The sequence below is a fragment of the Halomonas sp. E14 genome (genome assembly GCF_052568415.1).
The window spans coordinates 3,121,513-3,144,251 of the sequence record NZ_CP199423.1 but is presented as its reverse complement, the minus strand read 5'-3'; the positions used below and the strand labels follow the sequence as shown (position 1 = coordinate 3,144,251).

Annotated in this window: 19 protein-coding genes; 7 read left to right on the top strand and 12 right to left on the bottom strand. The window is 67.9% G+C overall.

Going from position 1 to position 22,739, the window contains the following annotated elements:
• Positions 1–53: 53 nt before the first annotated feature.
• Positions 54–506, bottom strand: a complete 453-nt coding sequence (locus ACT7B3_RS14620) for an NfeD family protein (RefSeq protein ID WP_444676811.1) — start codon at positions 504–506, stop codon at positions 54–56.
• A gap of 103 nt (positions 507–609) precedes the next feature.
• Here ACT7B3_RS14620 and copM point away from each other — a divergent pair, with 103 nt between their 5' ends.
• A complete protein-coding gene (copM, locus tag ACT7B3_RS14615) occupies positions 610–1,155 on the top strand; it encodes a CopM family metallochaperone (protein WP_444676812.1) in 546 nt (181 codons plus the stop codon).
• A gap of 71 nt (positions 1,156–1,226) precedes the next feature.
• On the opposite strand, the gene kbl is transcribed toward copM, so the two are convergent.
• Together kbl and tdh are read right to left on the bottom strand one after the other, a co-directional pair.
• Positions 1,227–2,417, bottom strand: a complete 1,191-nt coding sequence (gene kbl / locus ACT7B3_RS14610) for a glycine C-acetyltransferase (protein WP_445158459.1) — start codon at positions 2,415–2,417, stop codon at positions 1,227–1,229.
• Between the two features lies 1 nt (position 2,418).
• Positions 2,419–3,447, bottom strand: coding sequence for an L-threonine 3-dehydrogenase (tdh, locus tag ACT7B3_RS14605; RefSeq protein ID WP_445158458.1), 1,029 nt, complete (start codon positions 3,445–3,447; stop codon positions 2,419–2,421).
• Positions 3,448–3,588: 141 nt separating this feature from the next.
• Between tdh and ACT7B3_RS14600 the strand changes: the two genes are divergently transcribed.
• Complete coding sequence (locus tag ACT7B3_RS14600) at positions 3,589–4,353, top strand: trimeric intracellular cation channel family protein (RefSeq protein WP_445158457.1); 765 nt, start codon at positions 3,589–3,591, stop codon at positions 4,351–4,353.
• Positions 4,354–4,371: 18 nt separating this feature from the next.
• On the opposite strand, the gene ACT7B3_RS14595 is transcribed toward ACT7B3_RS14600, so the two are convergent.
• From ACT7B3_RS14595 to ACT7B3_RS14580, 4 genes are read right to left on the bottom strand one after another with little or no spacing between them, the layout of a single operon-like run.
• The gene (locus ACT7B3_RS14595) at positions 4,372–5,208 is read right to left on the bottom strand and encodes a PEP-CTERM/exosortase system-associated acyltransferase (protein ID WP_445158456.1); all 837 of its coding nucleotides are present in this window, start codon (positions 5,206–5,208) and stop codon (positions 4,372–4,374) included.
• Positions 5,180–8,029 carry an EAL domain-containing protein gene (locus ACT7B3_RS14590; protein ID WP_445158455.1) on the bottom strand — a complete coding sequence of 950 codons (2,850 nt, stop codon included), beginning with the start codon at positions 8,027–8,029 and terminating at the stop codon, positions 5,180–5,182. Before ACT7B3_RS14590 ends, ACT7B3_RS14595 begins: the two co-directional genes overlap by 29 nt.
• A 10-nt stretch (positions 8,030–8,039) precedes the next feature.
• A complete protein-coding gene (locus tag ACT7B3_RS14585; protein ID WP_445158454.1) occupies positions 8,040–9,248 on the bottom strand; it encodes a hypothetical protein in 1,209 nt (402 codons plus the stop codon).
• Positions 9,217–9,642 (bottom strand): hypothetical protein, encoded by a 426-nt coding sequence (locus ACT7B3_RS14580; protein WP_445158886.1) that lies wholly within the window; start codon positions 9,640–9,642, stop codon positions 9,217–9,219. The genes ACT7B3_RS14585 and ACT7B3_RS14580 overlap by 32 nt, the downstream gene beginning before the upstream one ends.
• A gap of 467 nt (positions 9,643–10,109) precedes the next feature.
• Here ACT7B3_RS14580 and ACT7B3_RS14575 point away from each other — a divergent pair, with 467 nt between their 5' ends.
• Positions 10,110–10,826, top strand: coding sequence for a DUF3581 family protein (locus ACT7B3_RS14575; protein ID WP_444679272.1), 717 nt, complete (start codon positions 10,110–10,112; stop codon positions 10,824–10,826).
• A gap of 9 nt (positions 10,827–10,835) precedes the next feature.
• Here ACT7B3_RS14575 and ACT7B3_RS14570 read toward each other — a convergent pair whose 3' ends face one another.
• Both ACT7B3_RS14570 and ACT7B3_RS14565 read right to left on the bottom strand, forming a co-directional pair.
• Positions 10,836–11,729, bottom strand: coding sequence for a universal stress protein (locus tag ACT7B3_RS14570; RefSeq protein WP_445158453.1), 894 nt, complete (start codon positions 11,727–11,729; stop codon positions 10,836–10,838).
• A gap of 36 nt (positions 11,730–11,765) precedes the next feature.
• On the bottom strand, positions 11,766–12,827 hold the full coding sequence (locus ACT7B3_RS14565; protein ID WP_445158452.1) for an acyltransferase family protein: 1,062 nt from the start codon (positions 12,825–12,827) through the stop codon (positions 11,766–11,768).
• Positions 12,828–12,955: 128 nt separating this feature from the next.
• Here ACT7B3_RS14565 and ACT7B3_RS14560 point away from each other — a divergent pair, with 128 nt between their 5' ends.
• Together ACT7B3_RS14560 and ACT7B3_RS14555 are read left to right on the top strand one after the other, a co-directional pair.
• Entirely contained in the window at positions 12,956–13,906 is a 951-nt protein-coding gene (locus ACT7B3_RS14560; protein WP_445158451.1) for an alpha/beta hydrolase, read from the top strand.
• A gap of 70 nt (positions 13,907–13,976) precedes the next feature.
• Positions 13,977–15,209: a DUF3422 domain-containing protein gene (locus tag ACT7B3_RS14555; RefSeq protein WP_445158450.1), complete on the top strand. Its 1,233-nt coding sequence runs from the start codon at positions 13,977–13,979 to the stop codon at positions 15,207–15,209.
• An 18-nt stretch (positions 15,210–15,227) separates the two neighbouring features.
• On the opposite strand, the gene ACT7B3_RS14550 is transcribed toward ACT7B3_RS14555, so the two are convergent.
• Complete coding sequence (locus ACT7B3_RS14550; RefSeq protein ID WP_445158449.1) at positions 15,228–18,842, bottom strand: S41 family peptidase; 3,615 nt, start codon at positions 18,840–18,842, stop codon at positions 15,228–15,230.
• Positions 18,843–18,990: 148 nt separating this feature from the next.
• Between ACT7B3_RS14550 and ACT7B3_RS14545 the strand changes: the two genes are divergently transcribed.
• Positions 18,991–20,274: an acyltransferase family protein gene (locus tag ACT7B3_RS14545; RefSeq protein WP_445158448.1), complete on the top strand. Its 1,284-nt coding sequence runs from the start codon at positions 18,991–18,993 to the stop codon at positions 20,272–20,274.
• Here the strand turns inward: ACT7B3_RS14545 and ACT7B3_RS14540 are convergent.
• Entirely contained in the window at positions 20,161–21,045 is an 885-nt protein-coding gene (locus ACT7B3_RS14540) for an alpha/beta fold hydrolase (protein ID WP_445158447.1), read from the bottom strand. The genes ACT7B3_RS14545 and ACT7B3_RS14540 overlap by 114 nt on opposite strands.
• A gap of 246 nt (positions 21,046–21,291) precedes the next feature.
• Between ACT7B3_RS14540 and ACT7B3_RS14535 the strand changes: the two genes are divergently transcribed.
• Complete coding sequence (locus ACT7B3_RS14535; RefSeq protein WP_445158446.1) at positions 21,292–21,795, top strand: metallophosphoesterase family protein; 504 nt, start codon at positions 21,292–21,294, stop codon at positions 21,793–21,795.
• Positions 21,796–21,807: 12 nt separating this feature from the next.
• On the opposite strand, the gene ACT7B3_RS14530 is transcribed toward ACT7B3_RS14535, so the two are convergent.
• The gene (locus ACT7B3_RS14530) at positions 21,808–22,737 is read right to left on the bottom strand and encodes a diacylglycerol/lipid kinase family protein (RefSeq protein ID WP_445158445.1); all 930 of its coding nucleotides are present in this window, start codon (positions 22,735–22,737) and stop codon (positions 21,808–21,810) included.
• Positions 22,738–22,739: the final 2 nt, after the last annotated feature.

Genomic DNA, 22,739 nt, shown 5'->3' with positions numbered 1-22,739 from the left:
CGATGAAACGGGTGAGGCTGGCCGGCGCCAGGCCCGCTGTGCTTGTGCCGGCTTTACCGCGGCTGCGGGCGACGGACGATAGCGGTGGTGCCGTCGAAGCGCTCGAAGGTCACCAGGCTGCCTTCTGGCAGCTCGGTTTCGCCGGTTTCGGCCACGCGCAGGCGATAGAAGTCGCCGTTGATCTTGACGCCGCTGGCGCCGTCGAAGTCGCGCTGGAGCGTGGTGTAGGTATGGCCTTTCTCCACGCCCGTGCCGGTGGTGCCGTAGGCCACCCCTCTAGGCGAGAACCAAGGGCGGATCACCTTGACCGCGAGCGGGATGAAGATGCCCGAGAACACCCCCATGGCGAGTAGCTGCCAGGGCAGCGTAAGGCCGAGTGCCGCCAGCGCCGAGGTCAGGGCGGCGGCCACCCCCAGCGACAGCAGCACCAGGCCGCCGGAGGAGAGTTCGGCCAGACCCAGCAGCAGGGCGATGGCCAGCCAGATCAAGGCGGGGTTCCAGTCCATGGTAGCCTCGGTAATGAATTGTTTCCCGATGCGTCGCTGCAACGCACTGCGCGGCGCTTGGTTCTATCGTAGTCGTACGACCCACATGGTAAAGGAGAGCAGCATGTCGCACATCCTCACGATACGTACCTGGTCGGCGCTGGCCGTCGTGCTGGCCGGCAGTGCCCTGCTGGCCGCTCCGGCCCTGGCGGCGGAAGAGGAGGCTCAGGCCCAGCAGCAGATCGAGCAGGCCGAGCCGCAGCAGGACGCTGAGATCGATGACGAGAACGAAGCCGCCGATGACGACGAGGCCAACGGTGACGAGGCCGATGAGGTCAACGGCGACGAGGAGGAGGCAACCGAGGAGGACCACGCCCACGTTCATGAGCCCGACGAGCATACCGACAATGAGGCCGTGCAGGCCTACCGTGAGGTCAATCGGCGTATGCACGAGGACATGGCAGTCGAGTTCACCGGCAACCCCGACGCCGATTTTGCCCGCGGCATGATCCCGCATCACCAGGGGGCCATCGACATGGCCAATGTCGTCCTGATGCACGGCGAGGACGAGGCGATTCGCGACCTCGCTCGCGAGATCATCGAGGCCCAGGAGGAGGAGATCGCTTTCCTGCGCGACTGGCTGGCCAAGCACGGCTACGACGCTGAATAGACTCCTGGCCTCACAACCTGGCCAAGGCTGGACGGGCCCAGGCCCGTCCCGTTGTCTTCCGCACCTGTGGGTTATAGCCCCAGGCGCTCCTTGACCCGGCCGAAGGCGGCCAGCGCAAACTCCAGGTCGTCGCGGCTTAGCGCGGCGGACATCTGGGTGCGGATGCGCGCCTTGCCCTGGGGCACTACCGGGTAGGAGAAGGCGATCACGTAGACGCCCTCCTTGAGCATCTCCTCGGCGAAGCGGGCGGCAAGGCCCGCGTCGTGCAGCATCACCGGCACGATGGGGTGCTCGCCGGGCAGCAGCTCGAAGCCCAGCCGCTCGAGGCCCTCGCGGAAGAAGGCCGTGTTGTCGCTGAGCCGACGGCGCAGCTCGCGGGACTCGGCGGCCAGCTCGATCGCCTTGAGGGCGCCGGCCACCACCGGCGGCGCCACGGTGTTGGAGAACAGATAGGGCCGCGAGCGCTGGCGCAGCAGCTCGATCACCTCACGCTTGCCGCTGGTATAGCCGCCGCTGGCGCCGCCCAGCGCCTTGCCCAGGGTGCCGGTGGTGATGTCGATGCGGTCCATGCAGCCGCGGTACTCATGGGTGCCGCGGCCGCCCTCGCCGAGAAAGCCGGTGGCGTGGCAGTCGTCGAAGTGCACCAGGGCGTCATAGCGTTCGGCCAGGTCGCAGATCTCGTCGAGCCGGGCGATGTAGCCGTCCATGGAGAACACACCGTCGGTGGTGATCAGCTTGAAGCGCGCGCCGTCGCGGTCGGCGGCTTTCAACTGCTCCTCCAGGTCGGCCATGTCGTTGTTGCGGTAGCGGTAGCGCCGCGCCTTGGAGAGCCGCACGCCGTCGATGATGCTGGCATGGTTGAGCTCGTCGGAGATCACCGCGTCCTCGGCGCCCAGCAGGGTCTCGAACAGCCCGCCGTTGGCATCGAAGCAGGAGGGGTAGAGGATGGTGTCCTCGGTGCCGAGGAAGTCGGTCAGGCGCTGCTCGAGCTGCTTGTGCAGGCTCTGGGTGCCGCAGATGAAGCGCACCGAGGCCAGGCCGTAGCCCCACTCTTCCAGACCCGCTTTGGCGGCCGCGTTGACCTCGGGGTGCTGGGCCAGCCCCAGGTAGTTGTTGGCGCACAGGTTGAGCACCTCGGTGCCGGCATTGATGCCGACATGGGCCCCCTGGGGGGTGGTCAGCTGGCGCTCGTGCTTGTAAAGCCCGGCCTGGCGAATGGCGTCGAGCTCGCCCCTCAGGTGCTGCTTGAAGGCTCCGTACATGTCATGACTCCCAGTTGAGGACGACCTTGCTCGCTTCGCCGCTGAGCATGGCGTCGAAGCCTTGCTGGTACTCGGTGTAGGGCAGGCGATGGGTGATCACCGGCGAGATGTCGAGGCCGGAGTCGATCATCACCGACATCTTGTACCAGGTCTCGTACATCTCGCGGCCGTAGATCCCCTTGAGCGTCAGCATGTTGAAGATCACCGTGTTCCAGTCGATGGCCATCTCCTCGGTGGGAATGCCGAGCATGGCCACCTTGCCGCCGTGGCACATGTTGGCCAGCATGTCGCGGAAGGCGGCGGGGCTGCCGGACATCTCCAGGCCTACGTCGAAGCCTTCGGTCAGCCCCAGTTCGCGCTGCACGTCGGGGAGCGTTTCGTGACGTACGTCCACGGTGCGGGTGGCGCCCAGGCGCCTGGCCAGCTCGAGGCGCCCTGGGTTGAGGTCGGTGACCACCACGTGGCGCGCCCCGGCATGCCGACACACCGCCGCGGCCATGGCGCCGATCGGTCCGGCCCCGGTGATCAGCACATCCTCGCCGAGCAGGTCGAACTGCAGCGCGGTATGCACGGCGTTGCCCAGCGGGTCGAAGATGGCGGCCACGTCGAGGTCGATGCCGGGCTTGTGCTCCCACACGTTGGACATGGGCAGGGCGACGTACTCGGCGAAGGCGCCCGGGCGATTGACCCCCACGCCGCTGGTATGGGCGCACAGGTGGCGGCGCCCGGCCAGGCAGTTGCGGCAGCGTCCGCACACCACGTGCCCCTCGCCGGAAACGATCTGCCCCGGGTGGAAATCGTTGACGTTGGAGCCGACCTCGACGATCTCGCCGACGAACTCATGGCCCACCACCATGGGTACAGGGATGGTCTTCTGGGCCCAGCTGTCCCAGTGGTAGATGTGCACGTCGGTGCCGCAGATGGCGGTACGCTTCACCTTGATCAGCACGTCGTTGATGCCAACCTGTGGGTCGGGCACCTCGTCCAGCCAGAGGCCGGGTGCGGCCTCCTTCTTGATCAGTGCTTTCATATCGCTCTCTTCCTGTCATCCAGGGTGGCAATGGGCGCTAGCAATCCGTATCACGATACTTACTATATACACAGGATGCGCTTGACGGCCGGGAAGACGGGCGGGCATTGCATCAACGATGTTTGTGGAAGGAGGCAGCAGGTGACGGCACTGGTGTACTGGCTGGATATGGCCGGCGTGGTGGTGTTCGCCCTGTCGGGTGTGATCCTGGCGTGTCGTTCGCGCATGGACCCGTTCGGCATGCTGGTGCTGGCCGCTGTCACTGGCATCGGTGGCGGCACCCTGCGCGATCTGGTGCTCGGCGTACGGCCGGTGTTCTGGGTTGCCGACCCGACCTACCTATGGGTGATCCTGGCCACCGTGGGGCTCTCCATCGTTGGCTTCCACTATATCCATCGCCTCTCGCGGGTATTCCTGCCGGTGGCCGACGCCTTCGGCCTGGCGCTTTTTACCGTGATCGGAGCGCACAAGGCGCTGCTGCTGGAGGCGCCCGGCGTGGTGGCGGTGCTGATGGGGCTGTTGACCGGCGTGGCCGGCGGCATGGTGCGCGACGTGCTGGCTCGCCGTGTGCCGATGGTGCTGCGCGAGGAGGTGTACGCCACCGCCTCCATCGCCGGCGGTATCACCTATGTGGGGCTGGGGGCCCTGGGCGTGCCGGTCGGTTTCGCCATCGGCCTGGCGCTGGCGGTCACGCTGGGGCTGCGCCTGGCCGCCATCCACTGGGGGCTGGCGCTGCCGGTGTTTGCCTGGGTGATCATTCCGCCTCCGCCGGAGCCGCCTGCGTCCGGCGAAGCTCCGGCAGCCAATGCCGGCGACGAGGCGCCGCGCCGGCGGCGCGGCAAGGCTCGCGTGCGCATGATCCCGCCGCAGCGGCGGCGCAAGCGCGGCAGTGAGCCCCAGGGCTAGGTGGCAGGCGTCTGAGGCTTAGCCCGTGGTGCCGGGAGACGTCGCATCGACGACGGGCAGCGTCTGGGTCTGCTGCGAAACCAGCACCGCCTGGATGTGGCGATACAGCGGGGTCAGGTTGGCCTTCATGTCGCGTTCGGCCTGCTGCTGGTCGATGTAGTAGGCCGCGCGCGGCCCGCAGTAGTCGATGATCTCTCCGGCCTGCTGGAAGCGCAGCCCGGCCAGCTGCAGCAGCCGGGCGAAGCGCGGCTCCATCATGGCGAAGACGTGACGCCGCCCGGCAAGCCCGACCAGCGCGGTGGCGGCGAGAAACAGGCTGAGGCTGACCAGCGGGGAAGGCACCGGCAGTGCCTCGCCGCCCTGCGGCGAGGCTGGCACCTCGCTTCCCGGGGTGCGGCGAAAGTGCCGGTGCACGGCCAGGCGAGAGACTTCGCAGACCTCACTCCTGGCGAAGGCGGCAGGATGCAGGGTCGGATGGGACAATCCATGGGCGCAGCTCTCTTCCAGCGGCAACCGGCGCGGTTCGCCGTCGCTGTCGGCGCCCAGCACCACCCGCAGGCAGCCGACGTCGAGGCCGCTGTCGCGGTGAGTCAGCAGGCAGAGCAGGGCCTCGGCGTCGTAGGCATCGCGCTCGAACGTGGGTTCGGCGGCGTCGCCGAGACGGTAGTGCATCTCTTCGCGAAACACCTGGTGGCGCAGCGCGTAGGCACGATAGCGGCTGGCATGATCCAGCGCGAGGGTGAAGCGGTACTGCGCGATGAACTCGGTGATACGGGTATCGATGTCGTGCGGGCTGGCGTCCTTGCCGTACCTTGTCAGGCTTGGCTCAGGACGGCTTGTCCTGGCTGTGTTCATGCAGCACTCCTGGGAAGGCCTCCAGCAGTGGCATCGGTCGGCCCAGGTGATAGCCCTGGCCATACGCGATGCCGTAGGAGGCGAGAATCGGTATGAGCTCTTCCTGATCGACGAATTCGGCGATCGCCTGCTTGCCGAAGCCGGCGGCAATGTCGGCGATGGCCTTGACGATGACCCGCGTCTCCGGATTGGTGATCAAGCTGCGGATGAAGGCGCCGTCGATCTTGATGAAGTCGACCGGCAGCTCGCCCAGATAGTGGAAACTGCTGAAGCCGACGCCGAAGTCGTCCAGTGCGGTACGACAGCCTAGGTCGCGCAGGGCCTGCAGTACGCCGCGTGCGGTGGCAAAGTCGGTGACCGCGGCCGTTTCGGTAACCTCCAGCACCAGCTGGTGCGGGTCGGCGCCGCTGGCGCGCAGCTCGTCGACGAGAAACTGCTTGAGTCCTTCATCGTGAAGGGTCTGACCGGAGAGGTTCACCGCCAGCGAGATCCCTTGGTCTTGGACTTGTTGCAGTGCCCGCAGGCTGTGGCGCAGCACCCAGCGGTCGAGCTGAACGATCTGGCCGCTGCGCTCGGCAATCGGGATGAAGTGCACCGGGGCGATGTGAGCGCCCTTGGAGCCGCGCATGCGCAGCAGGATCTCATAGTGGCGAATGTCGCGGTCGCCCAGGCGAACGATCGGCTGCACCAGCAGCTCGAAGCTGTCCTCTGCGATCGCCTCGCGGATTCGCTCGACCCAGTAGACGCGCTCCTGCAGCTCGTCCTTGGCGCGTTCGGGCGTGGAGAGCAGGTGCCAGCGCTGCACGCTGCTCTCCTTGGCCTTGTACATCGCCAGGTCGGCGCTGGCCATGAGGTCGGCGGGGTTGCTGCCGTGGGCGGGGAACAGCGCGATGCCCAGGCTGGCCCTGGCCCGGTGGCGCTGGCCGCCGGCATCGAGCCCGGTGCTCTCCAGCAGGGGGATGATCTGCTTGGCCACGCAGGTCGCCTGCTTGGCATCCGCGCCCTCCAGCAGCAGCGCGAACTCGTCGCCGCCCAGCCGGGCGATCATGCCGCGGTGGCCGAAGGTGTCGAACAGCGTATCTGCCACCATGCGCAGCAGCCGGTCGCCGTTGTGGTGCCCGCTGAGTTCGTTGACGTCCTTGAACTGGTCGAGGTCGAGCAGCACCACCGCGCCGCTACGCCCGCGCTGCATGACGTTGCCAAGCGTTTCCTGGAAGTAGCGGCGGTTGTAGAGCTCGGTGAGCGGGTCGCGCTCGGCCAGCCAGGTCAGGCGAGCCTCGGCCACCTTCCGCTCGGTGACGTCGAGGCCCACCGAGATGCGCGCACTGCGGTTGGCGTCGCGCCTGGGCAGCGGGGCGTGATACCAGGCGATGGTGCGCTGGTGACCGTCGGCCGATACCAGAACGCGCTCCTCCTGGGAGGCAAGGCCATGCAGATCGCCTTCGGCATTGCGCGACGAAAAGACATCGTCGAACAGGCGGCCGAGCAGCTTTTCCTCCTGCAGCGCCAGGATCGCCTGGGCATAGGCGTTGACGAGGGTGATCCGCCCTTCGGCATCGTGGGTGACGATCAGTACGCGGGCCGTGTTCAGCAGGCTGCCAACGAAGTCGCGCTCCTCGGCGAGCTCCTCGACCCGCTCGGCAAGCTGGGCGCCGCGCAACTTGACCTCGTGCTCCAGCGATTCCAGCTGGTCGGAGAGCGCCAGGGTGGTGCCTTCGAGTACGTCGATCTCATCCGTCAGGCGGCGGCGGGGCAGGGGAATGGCGCGGCGCGTCTTGAGAAAGCCGCCGTGGGCCAGGGCCGGCAGCACGCCGGCCAGGCGGCGCAGGCGCGCCATCGGGCGCAGCAGAATGCCCAGCACCAGCAGCAGGGCGGCCAGCCAGCCGCCGATGCCGGCCAGCAGCAGCACGCGCGTGTCGTGCTGAATGGCACGAATCTGGGCGGTGATGTCGGTGGCCAGCAGGAAATAGCCCGTGTTGCGGCGATCCTCGTCCTCCGTCATGCGTACCGAGGAGAGTTCGATGTCGCGCCCGGCGAAGTGCAGTTGGAGCGGGGCATGGAGCAGGTCGTCCAGGGTGGTCATCCGGCTGGCCTGCTGTAGCAGGGCTAGATACTCCTCGGGGCGGGTCATGGCGACCAGGCGCCCGTTCCACGCATCCAGCCAGCGCTCCGGCATGTCCTCTTCCGTCAGCGCGCCGGTGATCATCAGCGCCACGGCGCTGTCCGACACCTGCTGCACCTGGCGCGTCACGTCGGCCAGCGAACGCGACAGGATTGCCAGGCCGACGCTGCGGCCCTCCTCCAGAATCGGCACCGCGGCGTACTGGCGGCAGTCCTTAGAGCAGCGCAGCACCGAGAGCGGATGTTCGCTCTCCATGACCCTGGCCACCCAGTCCTGCACCGGGCGCTCATGATCGGCCTGGCCGTGGCCCCAGGCCGCCAGCTCGCGACCGTCGGCGTCGAACACCAGCACCTCGTCGACGCCCGACTCCAGCTGCAGCGTTGGCCATTGAGAGGCCAGCGAGCCGATCAGCGCGGCGGTATCACCGCCGGCTAGGGCCGGGCCCAGCTCCGGCGAGGCTGCAGTCAGGGCGGCAAGCTGCTGCAGGCCGGCTTCGGAGCGCTGCAGGGCGAGGCGAATCTCCCGGGCTTCGCGCTGGTTGCTCTCATAGCGGCTCTGGTCGAACTGACGCGACAGGTTGCTGTGGCCAAGCCAGGTGAACAGAGCCACCAGCAGCAGCAGCAGCAGGCCGCTCATGGCGAGCACCCGCCAGGTCAGGCTCAGGCGGGGGCGCGGGTCGGGCGTCGAGGCGATGGACATGGCGGCCGCCTCAGAAGCGCAGGGAAAGCTGCAACAGCAGCATGTTCCAGCGTCGCTGCGTCTCCCAGGGGTCTGGCTCGTCGCGCAGCGGCAGCCAGCCCGTGCCATTGATGTGGTGGTATTCGGCGGCCAGCAGCACCCGCGGATTGACGCGCCACTGCAGCCCCAGGGTGATGTCGTCGGCATAGCGGGCGTGGGCGGGGCCTCGGCCCTGGGCGGCGTAGTGGCTGCCCGAGCGGTCGCTGCGGTCGTTGACCAGGCTGTCGTAGCGCACCAGCCACTGCCAGTCGTCGAGGAAGCGCCGGCTGTACTGCACGTACCAGCTCTCGCCGGTGGTCTCGGCGCTGCGGATCGGGCCGGTCTCGGTGGTCGAGACCCGCCGCAGCGCATACTCGCCGGTCAGCGCCCACTTCTCCTTGTCGTACTGCAGCGAGAGAATCACGGGCTGGAAGTTGAGCTCGCCCTCATGGGCACCAACGCCAAGGTCGAGATTGACATCCGCGGCGCTGACGGCGGCGGTGAAGTTGCCGTCGCCATGGGTATACAGCAGCTGCGCGATGGACGAGAGGTTGCCATCGAGCCTCACCCCCAGGCGGGAGGGGAACAGCTGGCTGTCGAGGTCGCGGGTCGTGGGCAGGCCGATCCCGCCCTTGAAGTGCAGCGTGCCGCTTGGCAGGCGCTCCTCGGCGTAGAAGCTCATGCCATCGGCGGACAGCCCCAGGGCGCGGGTTCGATCGAAGTAGATCGATTGTGGCAGCAGGATGCTGGAGCGCGTGAAAGCGACGTCGCGGGTCTGGTTGTAGAAGCCGAAGGGGTTCTTGAAGCGTCCGACCTGCAGGCCCAGGGTGCGCTGCTGATTGGAGATCGGCTGGTAGTCGATGATGCCGTAGTCCAGCGCCGGTCGCGCATCGCTGCCGTCGCCTCCGGCACGCCGGCTGAGTACCTGGGCGGCGATCAGCACGTCCTGGTGGGGCCGGAATGAAGCGTTGGCGCCGATCTCGGTGTACTGCAGGCTGCCCTTGCCGCTGCCGCTGCCGCTGCTGCTGGGGCCGAAGAAGTTGTTTTCGTCGGTGATGACGAGTGCCTGGCTCAGGAACCCATGCACTTGCAGCGTGTCCAGAACCTCTTGCCCCCGGGCGACCTGGGTCCAGGCAACGGCTACGGCCAGCAGGAAGAGCGAACCACGCTTACTCCATGTTGATGACTTGGACACGATCATCCAGGTACTCCCTTTCCAGATATCCCAAGGCACCGGGCGTAGTAGCGATGCGTTCCAGCATCTCGGCCTGAGTGTCGACCCGCCCGGGTGCCTGACCGGTGCCGGAAAACACCAGGCGGTCCCAGGCGAGTTGAAGTTGGTGCGGGTAGACGTTGAGGCGCTCCTTGGCGAAGCGCGCATGGACCGGATGGTCGTTGGGCAGCACGAAGACACGCGCGGCCTGGCCATCCGGCCAGGTACGCTGGCGCATGGCAAACAGCGCCCGCGTGGTATCGCGCGTCAGTGACGTCCCGGCCGAGTCGGCATTGGCGACAAGCAGCACCTGTCGCTCGCTTGTCGCCCCAAGCCCGGGTGCCATGACCAAGAACAGCGCCATCAGCAGGCGTCGCATCATGGTCACGTGATGGTTTTCCCAAGGCCGGTTGCAACAGGCGCAGCCGGCCGAAGCCTGGCTCCCGCCCCGCGCGGCAATGCCGTACGACCGGCGCCCAGCTCCTTGGCAGCTATGTCCTGCCAGGCTCTATCGAGCATGACGATTGACCCCCAGATTCCCTTGCCGTATCAGCCGGCGTCCCGGCGTTTTTCTGCTCCGAGTTCTTGCGTTCGTTATTCTTGGTCGGTGTAATCTCTGCACAATATACGCAAGGAACCGTAACGATGAGAAGCGTGTCGTGATCGTTACAGTGTAACAACCCGGCGTCGGTGAGCGAGTCTTCATATGCCGCATGCCTACCTAGGCCCGCTTGCGTGAGCGTGCTGCCGCCCCCACCGTTGGCCCGGTGGCGGGAGTGGCCCCGACCTGGGGAAGGTGGCATCATCGAAGCCTTCGTGGCAAATCACCCAGGACAGGCCAGAGCACGCATGTTTCTCGACCCCTACCATACGCAGACGGACACGCACCTTCACATCAGCGCCCAGCAGGCCAGTGATTTCGCCAAGCGCATTGCCGGTGACTTCAACCCTATCCACGACGTCGAAGCGCGCCGCTTCTGCGTCCCGGGCGACCTGCTCTTCGCGCTGGTCCTGAGCCGCTTCGGGCTCTGCCACCACATGGATTTTCACTTCCGCAACATGGTGGGGGACGGCACACCGCTATGTTTCCACGAGCCCGACGGCGGCGGTCTGCAGGTGCAGGACGACGAGCGCAAGTGCTACCTCGAGGTCGTTCGCGAGGGCGACTGTACTCATGACCCGGCGGTGATCGAGGCCTTCTCACGCTGCTATGTCGCCTTTTCCGGCAAGAACTTCCCGCACGTGCTCAAGCCGCTGCTGGAGGAGCAGGGCGTGATGTTCAACCCGCGCCGCCCGCTGGTGATCTACGATAGCATGGGCTTCACGCTGGAGCGGCTTGACCTTCGTCAGCCCCGGCTGGAGCTGGTCGACTCCTCGCTGGACGTCAAGGGCAAGCGCGGCGACGTGCTGCTGCAGTTCCGCATCTCGGATGGTGACGAGCCCGTCGGTCAGGGCTCGAAGAAGCTAGTGGTCAGCGGCCTGTGCGACTACGACGATGCGGCCATGGACGAGATCGTCGCCGAGTTCTATCGCCTCAAGGCCGCCTACGAAGCCGGAACGCCCTAAGCCGTCCCGCTACACCACTACCGTTACGGGGCAGTGCGCCAGGTCGATGACCCGGTGGCTGACGCTGCCCATCAGCTTCTCCCGCCAGGCCCCGAGCCCCCGCCGCCCCATCACGATTACCGGATAGGGCGCCTGATCATGCGCGTGGCCGACGATCGCCTCGGCATAGTCGTCGCCGTCGAGCACCTGCTCACGAATACCGGCCTCGACCGGGCCCAGCCGCTGGCGGGCCTGGTCCAGCACCCGCCTGGCTTCCTCCACTTGGGCCTCGGTGTCGCCCGAGCCGGGCGTGAGGGGGCGGCAGAACAGCAGGTCGACCGGGGCCTCGGCGCTGCGAGCCAGATCGCCGGCCAGCAAAGCCGCCTCGTCGCTGTGCCGTGAACCGTCCACCGGCAGTACCACGCGGCCGATCCGGGCGATGTCCCGCGGGGCCGCCTCGGGATGGACCACCGTGACCGGGCAGTTGGCCTTGTGCACCACCTCGTCGCTGACGCTGCCTTCAATGAACTTGCCCAGGTCGCTGAGATGCCGTGCGCCGATCACCAGCAGGCAGTTCGACTGGCGGTTGGCGTACGCCGCGATGGTGCGTCCGGGATGGCGCACGAAGCCCTCCTCCTCGAGCGAGACCTCACGCAGCGGTGGCTCGAAGTCGTCGCCAATGAGCCGGCGGGCGTGGGCGAAGGCGTCGGCTGCCACCTTCAGGCGCTGGGCTCGGTCGTGGTCGGCCTCGGTCTGCCGGTTGGCCGGCAGGTCGCTGAGTTCGGCGGGGTTGAGCGGCATGACGTGCACTAGCTGCAGCGACGCCTGGAGCAGGCGCGCCAGCAGGGCCGCATGGCAGGTGGCGGCGTCTGCCGCGGGCGAGCGGTTGACCGGCACGAGCACGAGTGAAATGCGCTCACTCATGGGGAATCTCCTGGGCAGCGTATTCGTTCCGTCAGGTTAACGCACTTGACCGAAGGCCGTCTGCCGTCGGCTTGGCACCTGCAGCGTCTTGCCCAACAGCATTCCGCCCCAGGGCAGGCGGTTGGCGACCCGATTGAGCCAGATCGAGCCGGCCATCCCCACGCTGACCAGCAGCAGCGCATAGAGCCAGAGCGGCAGCTGCCAGTACGCGTTGCCGACGTCGACCAGGGCGAAGAACATTGGATGCGCCAGGTAGATGCCGAACGAATAGCGATTGATCGTCTTGACCAGCGCTGGGGCGGGCACCTGGCGCAGCCGGGTCACGGCGACCAGGGTGAACAGGATGAACAGCGGTACCACCCAGGTCTCCTTGGAGGAGTAGGCGAGCGAGCCACGCAGGGTGAACAGCACGATCACCCCGACGTAGACGAGCAGCAGCGCCGGGTGCGCCAGTCGCTGCAGGATCGGCACCTCGTGCAGCCGGTCGGGGCTCAGCTGCGGGTAGCGCCGCACCACCAGCATGGCGAGGAAGAACAGGTAGATCCAGCCGAGGGGGGCGATCCACAGCAGATAGCCGGGCGGTTCGAGGCCGAAGCGGCGGGTCAGCCCCCAGTAGGCGATGGCGACGAGACTGCTGATCACCAGCCATGGGCCGGGCGTCAGCCAGCGCTCCAGGTCATGGCGGGCATAGAGCCAGTAGAACGCATAGAACTGCATGGCGATGATCAGGAAATAGCCGTGCCAGCCGGCATACACCAGGTACTGGACCAGATTGTCGAAAAAGCCGATGGCAGTGCCCTGGTGCTGAAGGCTCGCGTAGTTGGCCAGTGCGTAGATCAGCCCGTAGACCAGGTAGGGCACCATCACGTACTGCAGGCGCTTGGGCAGGAAGCCGGGCGGCGGCTGCTTGCCGTAGCGGGCCGAGAACAAGAAGATCGAAATGAAGATGAACAGGGGCGTGCCGAGCACGGTGGGAATGCGCGCCAGGTCGAGATAGACATTCTCGACCTGCAGGTTGATGCGATCGAGGAAGTGGTAGGCAAACACGGCCAGGCAACCGTAGAAACGCAGCCAGTAGATTTCTTCGATCCGCTTCATGAACGCTCCGCGCCTTCCCTGGTTCGAGGAACATCACTCATCGATACGCTGTCCGACCATGGCGAGAGGGATTGATTCCATGCGATGTCGGGGCCATGCCGCGCCGTGGCGGCACAAGGAGACGTGCCATGACGCTGAAGAACCTCCTGGCCGCGCTGCTGGGCGTGGCGCTGCTGTGGGAAGGCAGGGCCCAGGCGGCGGGCGAGGTGACCTTTCACCGCTTCGCTTCTGAGCTGCTGGGACGGGACTACCCCTATGCCCTCTATCTGCCGGAAGGCTACCGCGAGTCGAACCTGGCCTATCCGGTACTCTACCTGCTGCATGGCTCGGCCGGCAGCGAGCGCGACTGGGTGGAGCGCGGCGGGCTCGCACACACCGTCGACCGCATGATTGCCGAAGGGCGGCTTCCCCCCGTGGTGATCGTCATGCCGGGCAGCAGCAGTTGGTGGATCGACGGGCACAACGAGGCGGCGCGCTCGGCCTTTCTCGAGGAACTCCTGCCCCACGTGGAGGCGACCTGGCAGGTCGTGCCGCGGCGTGAGTGGCGAGCGGTGGCCGGGCTTTCCGCCGGGGGATATGGCGCGCTCAATTTTGCCCTGGAACGCCCCGAGCTGTTTGCCGCCGCCGCGGCCCTGAGCCCTGCCAGCTACCATCCGCTGCCGCCGCGTCACTCCGCGGCTCGGCGCCATCCGGCCTTCCTGGATGCCGCCGGGCGCTTCGATACCGAGCTGTGGCAGCGGCGCAACTACACCGCCCACCTTCCCGCTTACCTGGAGCGCGACGAGGTGGTGCCGCTCTATCTCAGCGCCGGTCATCGCGATGCCTACAACGCCGCCCACCATGCGTGGCTGGTGCGCCAGGCGCTGGCTCCGCATCAGCCGGACCGAGTGGTCATGGAGGTGCTCAACGGTGGGCATACCTGGCGGGTGTGGCGTGCCAGCCTGCCCAGTGCCCTGGCCTGGATGAACCGCTTTCTGCAGGGGCCGGTGGCGCTGGAGCGGCTGATCGAGGAGACAGCCGTGCAGGCACCGGCAGCGCACGGCGACGAGGCAGTGCGACCAAGCGACGAGACAGGCTAGTCGAAAGCGGGCTTGGCGATGGGGTGTTCAGACTTTAGTCTCGGAGGTCCACTCTTCTCAGGCCCCTGACATGCACCCACAGCGCGAACGCCTGCACAACGAGCTGCACGCCCGCCCGTCGATCTACTTCTCCGAGCCGGCCCACCTCTACCACTACGCCTTCCTGGCCGAAGCCGAGCAGCACGCCGACCTGCTGCTGCAGCTGAGCGAGACCAGCGGCCTTGCCTTCGACACCGAGCGAGTCCAGCAGATCGTCACCCTCGACGGCGGGGTGCTGAAGTGGGAGCGCCATACCGAGTTCTCCACCCTGACCCTGATGGCACCCAAGGGGCAGGGCAGCGATCCCTGGCTGCCACCGCCGGCCTGGCTGGCCCAGGTCGTCGAGGCCTACGATGCCACTCTGATCAGCGCCACGCTGGTGCTGGTGGAGGGCGGCGAGAGCTGGCGGGGCAGCGCCGAGGCCTACGGCTTCATCGATCCTGCCGGCTCGCAGGTGGGCGGTGGCGATGCCACGGTGTGGAGCGACTTCCACCTCGATGCAGGCGGCGTCAACCGCCTGCTGCTGCTCAACCACGGGCTCAACGACTTCCGCCTCGGGCGCATGGTGCGCCGACTGCTGGAGATCGAGACCTACCGCATGATGGCCTCGCTGTCGCTGCCCCTGGCCAAGGAGCTGGCGCTTGAACTGCACGCCTACGAGCTGGAGCTGGGCGAGCTGTCGGACCGCAACGCCGAACAGGAGGACACCAACCCGCGCCCGCTGCTGACCGCCCTGTCCCGGCTCTCGGCGCGGCTGGAGCGCAGCGGCGCGCGTTCGCGGCAGCGCTTCAGCGCGACCGACGCCTATGCGCGCATCGTCGTCTCGCGCATCGAGGAGCTGCGGGAGCAGCGAGTCGACCACTGCCCGCAGCTCGGCACCTTCATCCTGCGGCGCTTCCACCCCACGGTGCACTACTGTGCCGCCATTCATCGCCGTCAGGAGAGCCTGGCCGAAAGCGCGGCCCGGCTGAACGACCTGCTGCGCACCCGGGCCCAGGTTGAGATCGAGGAGCAGAATTCGAGCATCCTGGGCAGCCTCAACGAGCGCGCCAGCAGCCAGCTCAAGATCCAGAAGGCGGTGGAAGGGCTCTCGATCATCGTCATCAGCTACTACATCTTCAGCCTGTTCAAGCTGGGCCTGGAGAGCCTGGGCGCCCTGGGGGTCGAGGTGCATCCGCCGACCGCAGCGGCCGTGCTCGGGCCGCTGGGGGCGACGATCATCGCCCTGCTGGCCTGGCGCATCTGGCGAGTGAAGCGGCACTGAGCCGCCGCCGTGGGCGGCTCACGCCTCGCCGTCGATCCGCTCGAGCAGGTCGAATACCGCCCGTTCGAGCTGGCGGTCGTGGCCTTCCACCTCGTCCTCCGGCCGCTGCTCCACCAGGATATCCGGCACCGCGCCGTTGTGCTCCATGTCGGTGCCGTCGGGCAGGTACCAGCCGCGGAACGGGCGGCGCACGGTGGCGCCGTCGACCAGGGTATGGCTGTTGGTCGAGATTACCCCGCCGTAGGTCTGCTGGCCGATCAGCCTGCCGCGCTCCAGCGTCGTGAACGCGTGCGCCAGGATCTCGGCGTTGGAGTAGCTCTTCTCGTTGGCCAGCATGTTGATCGGCAGGGTATAGCGCGGTGCGTCGAGGCGGTCCTGTGGGTAATGGCCTACGGCGTCGGGATCGGCGCCGGCGGGAATCGTGTAGGCGTGCTCCCCGGCCATGATCGAGGTCAGGATGCGGTCGGTGGTGTGGCCGCCGCCGTTGTTGCGCACGTCGATGATCAACCCGTCCTTGTCCACCGCCGCGGCATAGAGGTCGGCCTGGAAGCCTTCCAGCGAGGTCTGGTTCATGGCCTGGATGTGCAGATAGCCCAGGCGCCCGTCGGAGAGCTCTTCGACGAAGCGGCGGCTCTGCGCCCGGAAGGCGTCGTATTTCAGTCGCGCCAGCTCGGTGAGCCCCACCGTCAGCAGCATGGTGCGAAACTCGTCGTAGCCGTCGCTGCCGGGCCGCTCGAAGGTCACGATCACTTCGCGCTCGACCTGCCCGCGCAGGCGTTCGCGCAGGGTGTCGGTCTCACCGAAGGGCTGCAGGTCGATCTCGGTGATCACATCGCCGGGCCGCAGCGGCATCGGGCCGCGGCTGGCCGGCCCCTCGGGCGTGATGGCGGTGACCCGATAGCCATGGCGGCCGTTCTCCTGCGAGACGATGCGCTCGTGCTCGATGCCCAGCCTCCCCGAGGGCTCGCGCAGCGCCGAGACCGGGCCGGGGTTGGAGACCCCCATGTGCGATGCCGCCAGCTCGCCCATCAGGCGATTGGTGATATCGCTGAATTCGCTGGGGGTGCGCGAGCGCCGAACCAGGGTGGCGTACTCCTCCACCACGGCGGGCCAGTCGAGCCCCTTCATGTCCTGGCGGTAGAAGTGCTCGCCGATGACTCGCGCCGCCTCGTGAAACTTCTGCAGCGCCTCTTGCTGCAGGTCCACGCGGATGCGGTCGGAGATGTCCAGGTACTGTGGCGAGCCGCTGCCCGACAGATTGGCCAGGCCCACCCGGCCGTTGGCGATGAACACCACTTGGTCGCCGCTAAGGCTTAGGTGCTGCACGTCCGCCACCGGGCCCAGGCGTGTACGCTGGCCGCCGTCCCAGTTCATCGCCACCAGGCCTTCGCGACCGGCGTTGAACACGTAGCGATCGCCGCCCGGGGACATCTCGTTGGCGCTCTGGTGCGACGGCGAGGCCGTCACGCGCTCGATTCGGCGCCAGGCGTTTTCCAGGTCGAGCTCCGCCACCTGATCGTCGGCACGCGGCGTGCGCTCCGCCGGCAGCGGTGACAGCGGCCGCTGCTGGGCGGCGGCCTGGCGCGCATCGCGGTAGTAGCCGGTGCGCTCGCGCGGGGTCTGGCCCTGCAGGCTGCGGTCGAGATAGACGCGATAGAGATCGTAGCTCTCTTCCGCACGGTTGGAGATGAAAGTCAGCTTGCGACCGTCCGCCGACCAGCGCGGGTTGAGGTCGTTGCGCGGGTGGCGGGTGATGTTGACTGGCTCGGCCGAACCGTCGGCGGGCACCACATAGATGTTGGCGCTGAAGTCGAGGTCATTCTGCGAGTAGGCGAGGTAGCGGCTGTCCGGCGACCAGCGCCACTGCAAGTAGAAATCCCAGCCTTCTACCAGGGTGCGCTCCTCGCCGCTGCGCAGGTCGCGGACCACCAGGTCGCCGCGCCCGCGACGGAAGGCCAGCGCATTGCCGTCCGGTGAGGGCGAGGCGTCGCGGTCGTTGTGCTCGGTGGCCACCACGGGGCGGATCTCGAACTGCACCGCATCGTGCCAGCGGGTGGGGTCGAGGGCGGTCGGCATGTCGTCGGGCAGCTCCTCGTCGAGCGCCTCCTCCGGAATGCTCTCGAGTTCCACCGCCGGCTCCTGCGCGCCCGGCTCGGGCTCGTTCATCGGTGCGGCAGGCCGGGGCAGCAGCAGCGGTTCGAAGATGAACCCCGGGTCCTGCGGGGCGAAGGGGTCCTCAGGGTCCGTGCCGCGCACGAGGATGTCCGGTTCGCCGGACTCGGCGTAGGGGATCTGCGGATGGTCCCCCTCCGGCGAGGTCGCGCTGGGCTGGGAGGTGTCCCAGTCCCGCGCGGGCTGGCGGCCGGTGGCCAACTGGCGCTCATGGGTGCGGCGAATCTCGTCGCGGGTCAGCGCCACCCGTGCCGCCTGGATCGACTCGGTGCCGTCGGCGTCGCTGGTGAAGTAAAGCCTAACCCCGTCCGGCGACCAGGCCAGGCCGTGGTGGCGGGCATGGGAGCCGGGCGTCACCGGCAGCGTCGGGCTCAGTTCGTCGACATGGCGCACATAGACGCGCCCGTAGGCGACGTAGGCCATGGTCTGGCCATCAGGGCTCAGGGCTGCCTCGCTGACGTTGCGGTCGACGCGGCGCAGCGCATGGCTGTCGCGGCCGTCGTCGGGCGCACGCAGCGACAGCGGCTCGGGCTCGGCCTGCGGGTCGGTCAGGTCGAGCGTGAGCAGCCGGTCCCAGACCTGCAGCACCGCGGTGGTGCCGTTGCGCGAGATATCGAAATGCTGCAGGTCATGCTCGCTGAAGTGGGTCAGGCGTTCGACGTTCGAGGGGTCGTCGAGGTGCAGGCGGTAGAGGTTGACCGTCCGATCCTCGCGGTCGGACATGAACAGCAGGGTGTCGGAGTCGAGCCAGCGCGCCTGGCCGTCGTCACCGTCGCGCTCGGTGAGCGCGGTGAAGCGCTCCGTGCGCTTGTCGTACAGCCAGATGTCCATGGCATCCGGGCCGCGGTAGTGACGACGGTTCCAGTCGTGGTAGGCGCCGCCGCGCGTGAACACCACCTGGCTGCCGTCCGGCGACAGCTGCGGCTCGGAGCCGAAGGCATCGTGCAGGCGGGTGAAATCGCCGCCCTGCGGCGACAGCCGGTAGGGGCGCTGGTCGCGGTAGACGTCGGCTTCGAGCATGCCGGAAAAGGTGATCACCGGCTCGCCGTCGGCGCCGATGCCGAAGGCCGGCGTGCGCAGGTGCTGGTCGCCGTGGGTGAGCTGGGTGAGCTGGCTGCCGTCGGCGCGCATGCGCCACAGGTTGAGATAGCCGTCGCGCATGGAGGCGAACACCACCCATTCGCCGTCTGGGCTCCAGCTGGAATGCAGGTCATCCAGGTGGTGGCGCGTCAGGCGGATGGCCTGGCCGCCCTCGATACCGCTACGCCACAGGTCGCCGCGCCAGCTGAAGATCAGCTGCGTGCCGTCAGGGCTGATGGAGGGGAAGCGGGGCAGGCCGACTTCGCCGGCCTGGGCCTGGGTGGCAACGGGCACGCCCGCCATCGTGCCTGCCAACACCAGGAAGGAGACGCCACGTGCCGCGGCACGCAGGGCGCGTTGCGTCGTGGATGTCACTGCCATGTGTGAAGCCTTTCCGTTTGCCAATTCCATGCCTTGCCAACGTAGCAGCTAAGCCTGCCGGGTTCGAACGTCGTTGGTTGGCCGTTTCAGCATCGGCTAGGCTACTGGCGGCAGTGGCATGCATTGTCTCGCCCCGCAGGAGGTGCCGTTGAGCGATACCCGCGACCCTTATCCCGATGCGCTACGCGCCCTGGCGCTGCTGATCGTGGTGTTAGGCCACTGGGTGGCCACGCTGCCGCGCCTCGAGGGCGGCCAACTGGTTGCAACCGGCCATATCCTGGATGCCTGGGCGCCTGCCGGCTACTTCACCTGGATCGTCCAGGTCGTGCCGCTATTCATCTTCGTCTCGGCGGCGGTCAGCGCCGATGGGGTGAGACAGCGGCTCGCCGATGCCGAGCCGCATCGCCACTGGTGGGCGGAGCGGGCGCTGGGGCTGGCGCGGCCGTCCGCCACCTACCTGGCGGTGCTGACGGCGTTCGTCGGCATCGCCTTCATCACGCGCGATGGCGTGCTCGGCCCGCTCAACGCCTCGCTGACCGTGCACCTCTGGTTCCTGCTGGTACTGCTGGGCGTCCAGCTGCTGCTGCCGCTGTGCGTCTGGCTCGACCGCCGCTGCGGCCTGTGGGTGTCGGCCGCCATGGTAGCGGGTATCGTCCTGGTCGACCTGCTGCGCGCCCGTCCGGGTGAAGCGGCCGAGTGGCTAGCGCTGGGCCAGCGAGTCACCGAGGACCACGACCTGTTCGCCTGGGTCAATGCCGCGCTGTTCTGGCTGCTACCCCAGCAGCTCGGTATCGCCTGGTGGCAGGGTCGCCTGGCCGGCCGCGCCACCGGGGCGGGCCTGCTGCTGCTTGGCCTGGCCTGGCTGGTCGCGGCGGTGGCGTTGGGCTATCCGCCGTCGATGGTCAACGGTAACGTGGGCGGCGAGACCAACCTGCTGCCGCCCACCCTGGCCCTGCTGGGCGTGCTGTGGTGCCAGGCCGGGCTGGTGGTGCTGTTCGAAACGCCGGTGCGGCGCTTTCTCGAACGGCGCCACTTGGGGCGCTGGATGGCGATGACCGGCGCCCTGGGACTGCAGCTCTACCTGTGGCACAAGCTGGCCGAGCTGCCGGCGGCCTGGCTCGGCCAGCGGCTGGGCTGGCCGATCGACGCCGGCATGCCGGGCGAACCGGGATTCTGGATCGGCCGCCTGGAGTGGGTCGGGCTGTGTGCCCTGATGACCGTACCGATCATGCTCGCGGCGGTGGGCTTCGAACGCTATCGCCGCCGCCAGGTGCCTCCCACGCGCCACTTCGGCGCCATTGCCGGCGGCGGGCTGGCGCTACTGTTGGGGCTGGCTGCCGCCTTGGCTCTCGGCGCCTTTCCCGGGGCGCTGATCGGGCTGGTGGGGGTGGGGCTTGCGGCCTGGCTGCTGCGCGAGAGGCGCTCCGCCTGAGGCGGCCAGCCAGGCGCGGATCTGCTCGATGACCCAGTCAGGGGCGTCCAGCGGCAGGTCGTGCCCGGCGCTGGCGTGATAGACGATGGGCCAGCCCCAGCGTTCGGCCATGCGCTGGGAGCAGCGGCACGAGACCATCTGGTCGGCCCGCGAGGCCAGCAGCAGCGTGGGGCAGGGCGGGGCGGCCTCCGGCGGGGCGAAGCCGCGTGCCGCCGCCAGCAGCTGGCGCAGCAGGTTGGCCTTCGACACGGGCGCCTGTGCCTGCCACTGGGCGTGCCGGCGCGCTACGCTGTCGGGGTCCTGCTGCAGCCGGGTGGTCATCTTGAGGATCAGCCGTTCGCGGCGCTCGTGCCCCACCGGCCCCAGGGCCAGCAGCAGGCGGCCGTATTGGCGTGGGCGCAGACGCTCGTAGAAAGGCGCAACGCCGCGCAGACTGGCGTTGACCAGCACCAGGCCCGCCACCTCGGCGGGATAGCGCTGGGCCCAGCGCAGCGCCACCATGCCCCCCAGCGAAAGCGCCAGCACCCGGTGCGGCCCTGGGCGTTCGGCTTTCACCAGCTGGTCACGCAGCGCCTCGACCATGGCATCAATGCGGGTCGGGCTGCTTTCGTGCCAGCGCGCGCCGTTGCCCGGCAGGTCCACCGCCCACACCGGCGCCTGCAGCACAAGCGCCAGCTTCTCCGGCAACCCTTCCCAGTGACGTGCCTCGCGCACCAGACCGCGCAGCAGGATCCAGCCGTGGGGAGCGTCGCCAGCGCTAGCCGTGTTCATGGTTCGCCCTGCCCGGCGAGCACCACCGCCAGCGGCAGTGTGCCCAGCAGATGCCAGGCTCTCGAATCCCTTCTCGTCATGGTGCGTTCCTTTTGAATTGTTCGCGTGGGCGTGGCTGGGCCTCGTTTGTCAAGCTAGCAGCCGGGTAGGGCGCGTCAAACCCCGGGCACGCCCGGTTTGATACGCCGGGTTGGGATCGCTATGGTTCCTTCACGCACGCCGCGGCAACGCAGGAGGAACGGGGACGTGGTGATCGAGAAAGGCGGTGACGCCCTGGAGGTGGCGGGCCCCATCGGGGTGATCGCCGATACCCACGGCCTGCTGCGGGATGAGGCATTGGCCCTGTTGGATGGCTGCGAGCTGATCGTGCACCTGGGCGATGTAGGCGCCCGGGAGCAGGATGCCGCTATTCTCGAACGCCTGGCCGAGCGTGCCGCGCTGTATGCCGTACGAGGCAATGTCGATACCGCCGCCTGGGCGCAGGCCTTGCCCCTGCGGCAGGATTTGGTGGTCAATAGCTGGCGCCTGCTCCTGGTGCACAAGCTGGCCGACGTTGACGAGGCCACGCCCTGCGATGCCGTGCTGCACGGTCATTCGCACAAACCGCGCAACGAGTGGCAGCAGGGGCGGCTGCTGTTCAACCCCGGGGCGGCCGGCCGGCGCCGGTTTCGCCTGCCGATCACCCTGGGCAAGCTGTGGGCGGATCGCCGCGGGCTGCGCGGCGCGGTGGTGCATTTGCCGCTTGCCTAGTGGCGTCTGGGCTCAGAGCGGGGCAGGCCTCGGCTGGGCTGCCAAGGGTTCCAGGCGCGAGAAGCGTAGCCGTGGTGAGGCTTCCGGGCGACCGGCGACCTGCAGCACGCCATGGCGGGTGAAGGCTTCGACCTGCTGCGTCTGGCCCAGGTCTTCGCCATCTGCCGTCAGGGTGTGCGGGTGCTTCAAGGTGACGCGACAGCTCGGTGCCTGAAAATGCACCAGGGTGTCGTCGGTATCGCTCGTCATTCGCAGTAGTCGGGTGGTGACGAAGGCCACCAGCAGGCGCCACCAGGAGCGCTTGCGTACCGCCACCACGTCCAGCTTGCCGTCATCAATATAGGCTTCGTCGATGGTGTGGCCGCCACCGAAATAGGCGCCGGAGGCGATGGCGATCGTCAGCCACTGGCCGGTGGCGCTCTGCTCGCCGCACTCGATGCGGGCATGAATGCCGTTCTGCATGCCGATGCGCTGCGCCAGGGTCAGCAAGTAGCTGAAGCGGCCCAGGTGGCGCTTCTGTTCCTGTGAGGCTTCCCTGGCCGGCAGAGTGCCGAGCCCGAGATGCGCCACGTTGAGAAAGAGCCAGTCGTTGATCCAGGCGACATCGACCGCCAGGGTTGCCTCGCCGGTGGCGATGCGGCACAGCGTCGCGGGGTCGTCCGGCAGGTCCAGATTGCGCGCGAAGTCGTTGGCGGTACCCGACGGCAGCACGCCGAGCACCGCCTGACGCTCCACGCACACCGTTGCGACCCGGTTGACGGAACCGTCGCCCCCCGCCACCAGCACCCGGTCACCGATGGCGACGTCGCCCTCCCACTCGGTATCGGCCAGATCGCGAACCTTGAGCCCCTCGACGCCGGCGGCCTGGAGGTGCTCGCGCCAATAGCTTTCTCCGCGGCTGCCGTCGCCGGCACCGGTATTGACGATCAGCCAGTAGTTCATGG

What these genes read in the sequence shown, in the direction of transcription:
- kbl (WP_445158459.1), bottom strand. Translation starts at nt 2,417, where the DNA reads ATGTACGGAGCCTTCAAGCAGCACCTGAGGGGCGAGCTCGACGCCATT.
- ACT7B3_RS14585 (WP_445158454.1), bottom strand. Translation starts at nt 9,248, where the DNA reads ATGATCGTGTCCAAGTCATCAACATGGAGTAAGCGTGGTTCGCTCTTC.
- tdh (WP_445158458.1), bottom strand. Translation starts at nt 3,447, where the DNA reads ATGAAAGCACTGATCAAGAAGGAGGCCGCACCCGGCCTCTGGCTGGAC.
- copM (WP_444676812.1), top strand. Translation starts at nt 610, where the DNA reads ATGTCGCACATCCTCACGATACGTACCTGGTCGGCGCTGGCCGTCGTG.
- ACT7B3_RS14570 (WP_445158453.1), bottom strand. Translation starts at nt 11,729, where the DNA reads ATGAGTGAGCGCATTTCACTCGTGCTCGTGCCGGTCAACCGCTCGCCC.
- ACT7B3_RS14590 (WP_445158455.1), bottom strand. Translation starts at nt 8,029, where the DNA reads ATGTCCATCGCCTCGACGCCCGACCCGCGCCCCCGCCTGAGCCTGACC.
- ACT7B3_RS14560 (WP_445158451.1), top strand. Translation starts at nt 12,956, where the DNA reads ATGACGCTGAAGAACCTCCTGGCCGCGCTGCTGGGCGTGGCGCTGCTG.
- ACT7B3_RS14530 (WP_445158445.1), bottom strand. Translation starts at nt 22,737, where the DNA reads ATGAACTACTGGCTGATCGTCAATACCGGTGCCGGCGACGGCAGCCGC.
- ACT7B3_RS14620 (WP_444676811.1), bottom strand. Translation starts at nt 506, where the DNA reads ATGGACTGGAACCCCGCCTTGATCTGGCTGGCCATCGCCCTGCTGCTG.
- ACT7B3_RS14555 (WP_445158450.1), top strand. Translation starts at nt 13,977, where the DNA reads ATGCACCCACAGCGCGAACGCCTGCACAACGAGCTGCACGCCCGCCCG.
- ACT7B3_RS14575 (WP_444679272.1), top strand. Translation starts at nt 10,110, where the DNA reads ATGTTTCTCGACCCCTACCATACGCAGACGGACACGCACCTTCACATC.
- ACT7B3_RS14550 (WP_445158449.1), bottom strand. Translation starts at nt 18,842, where the DNA reads ATGGCAGTGACATCCACGACGCAACGCGCCCTGCGTGCCGCGGCACGT.
- ACT7B3_RS14595 (WP_445158456.1), bottom strand. Translation starts at nt 5,208, where the DNA reads ATGAACACAGCCAGGACAAGCCGTCCTGAGCCAAGCCTGACAAGGTAC.
- ACT7B3_RS14565 (WP_445158452.1), bottom strand. Translation starts at nt 12,827, where the DNA reads ATGAAGCGGATCGAAGAAATCTACTGGCTGCGTTTCTACGGTTGCCTG.
- ACT7B3_RS14540 (WP_445158447.1), bottom strand. Translation starts at nt 21,045, where the DNA reads ATGAACACGGCTAGCGCTGGCGACGCTCCCCACGGCTGGATCCTGCTG.
- ACT7B3_RS14580 (WP_445158886.1), bottom strand. Translation starts at nt 9,642, where the DNA reads ATGATGCGACGCCTGCTGATGGCGCTGTTCTTGGTCATGGCACCCGGG.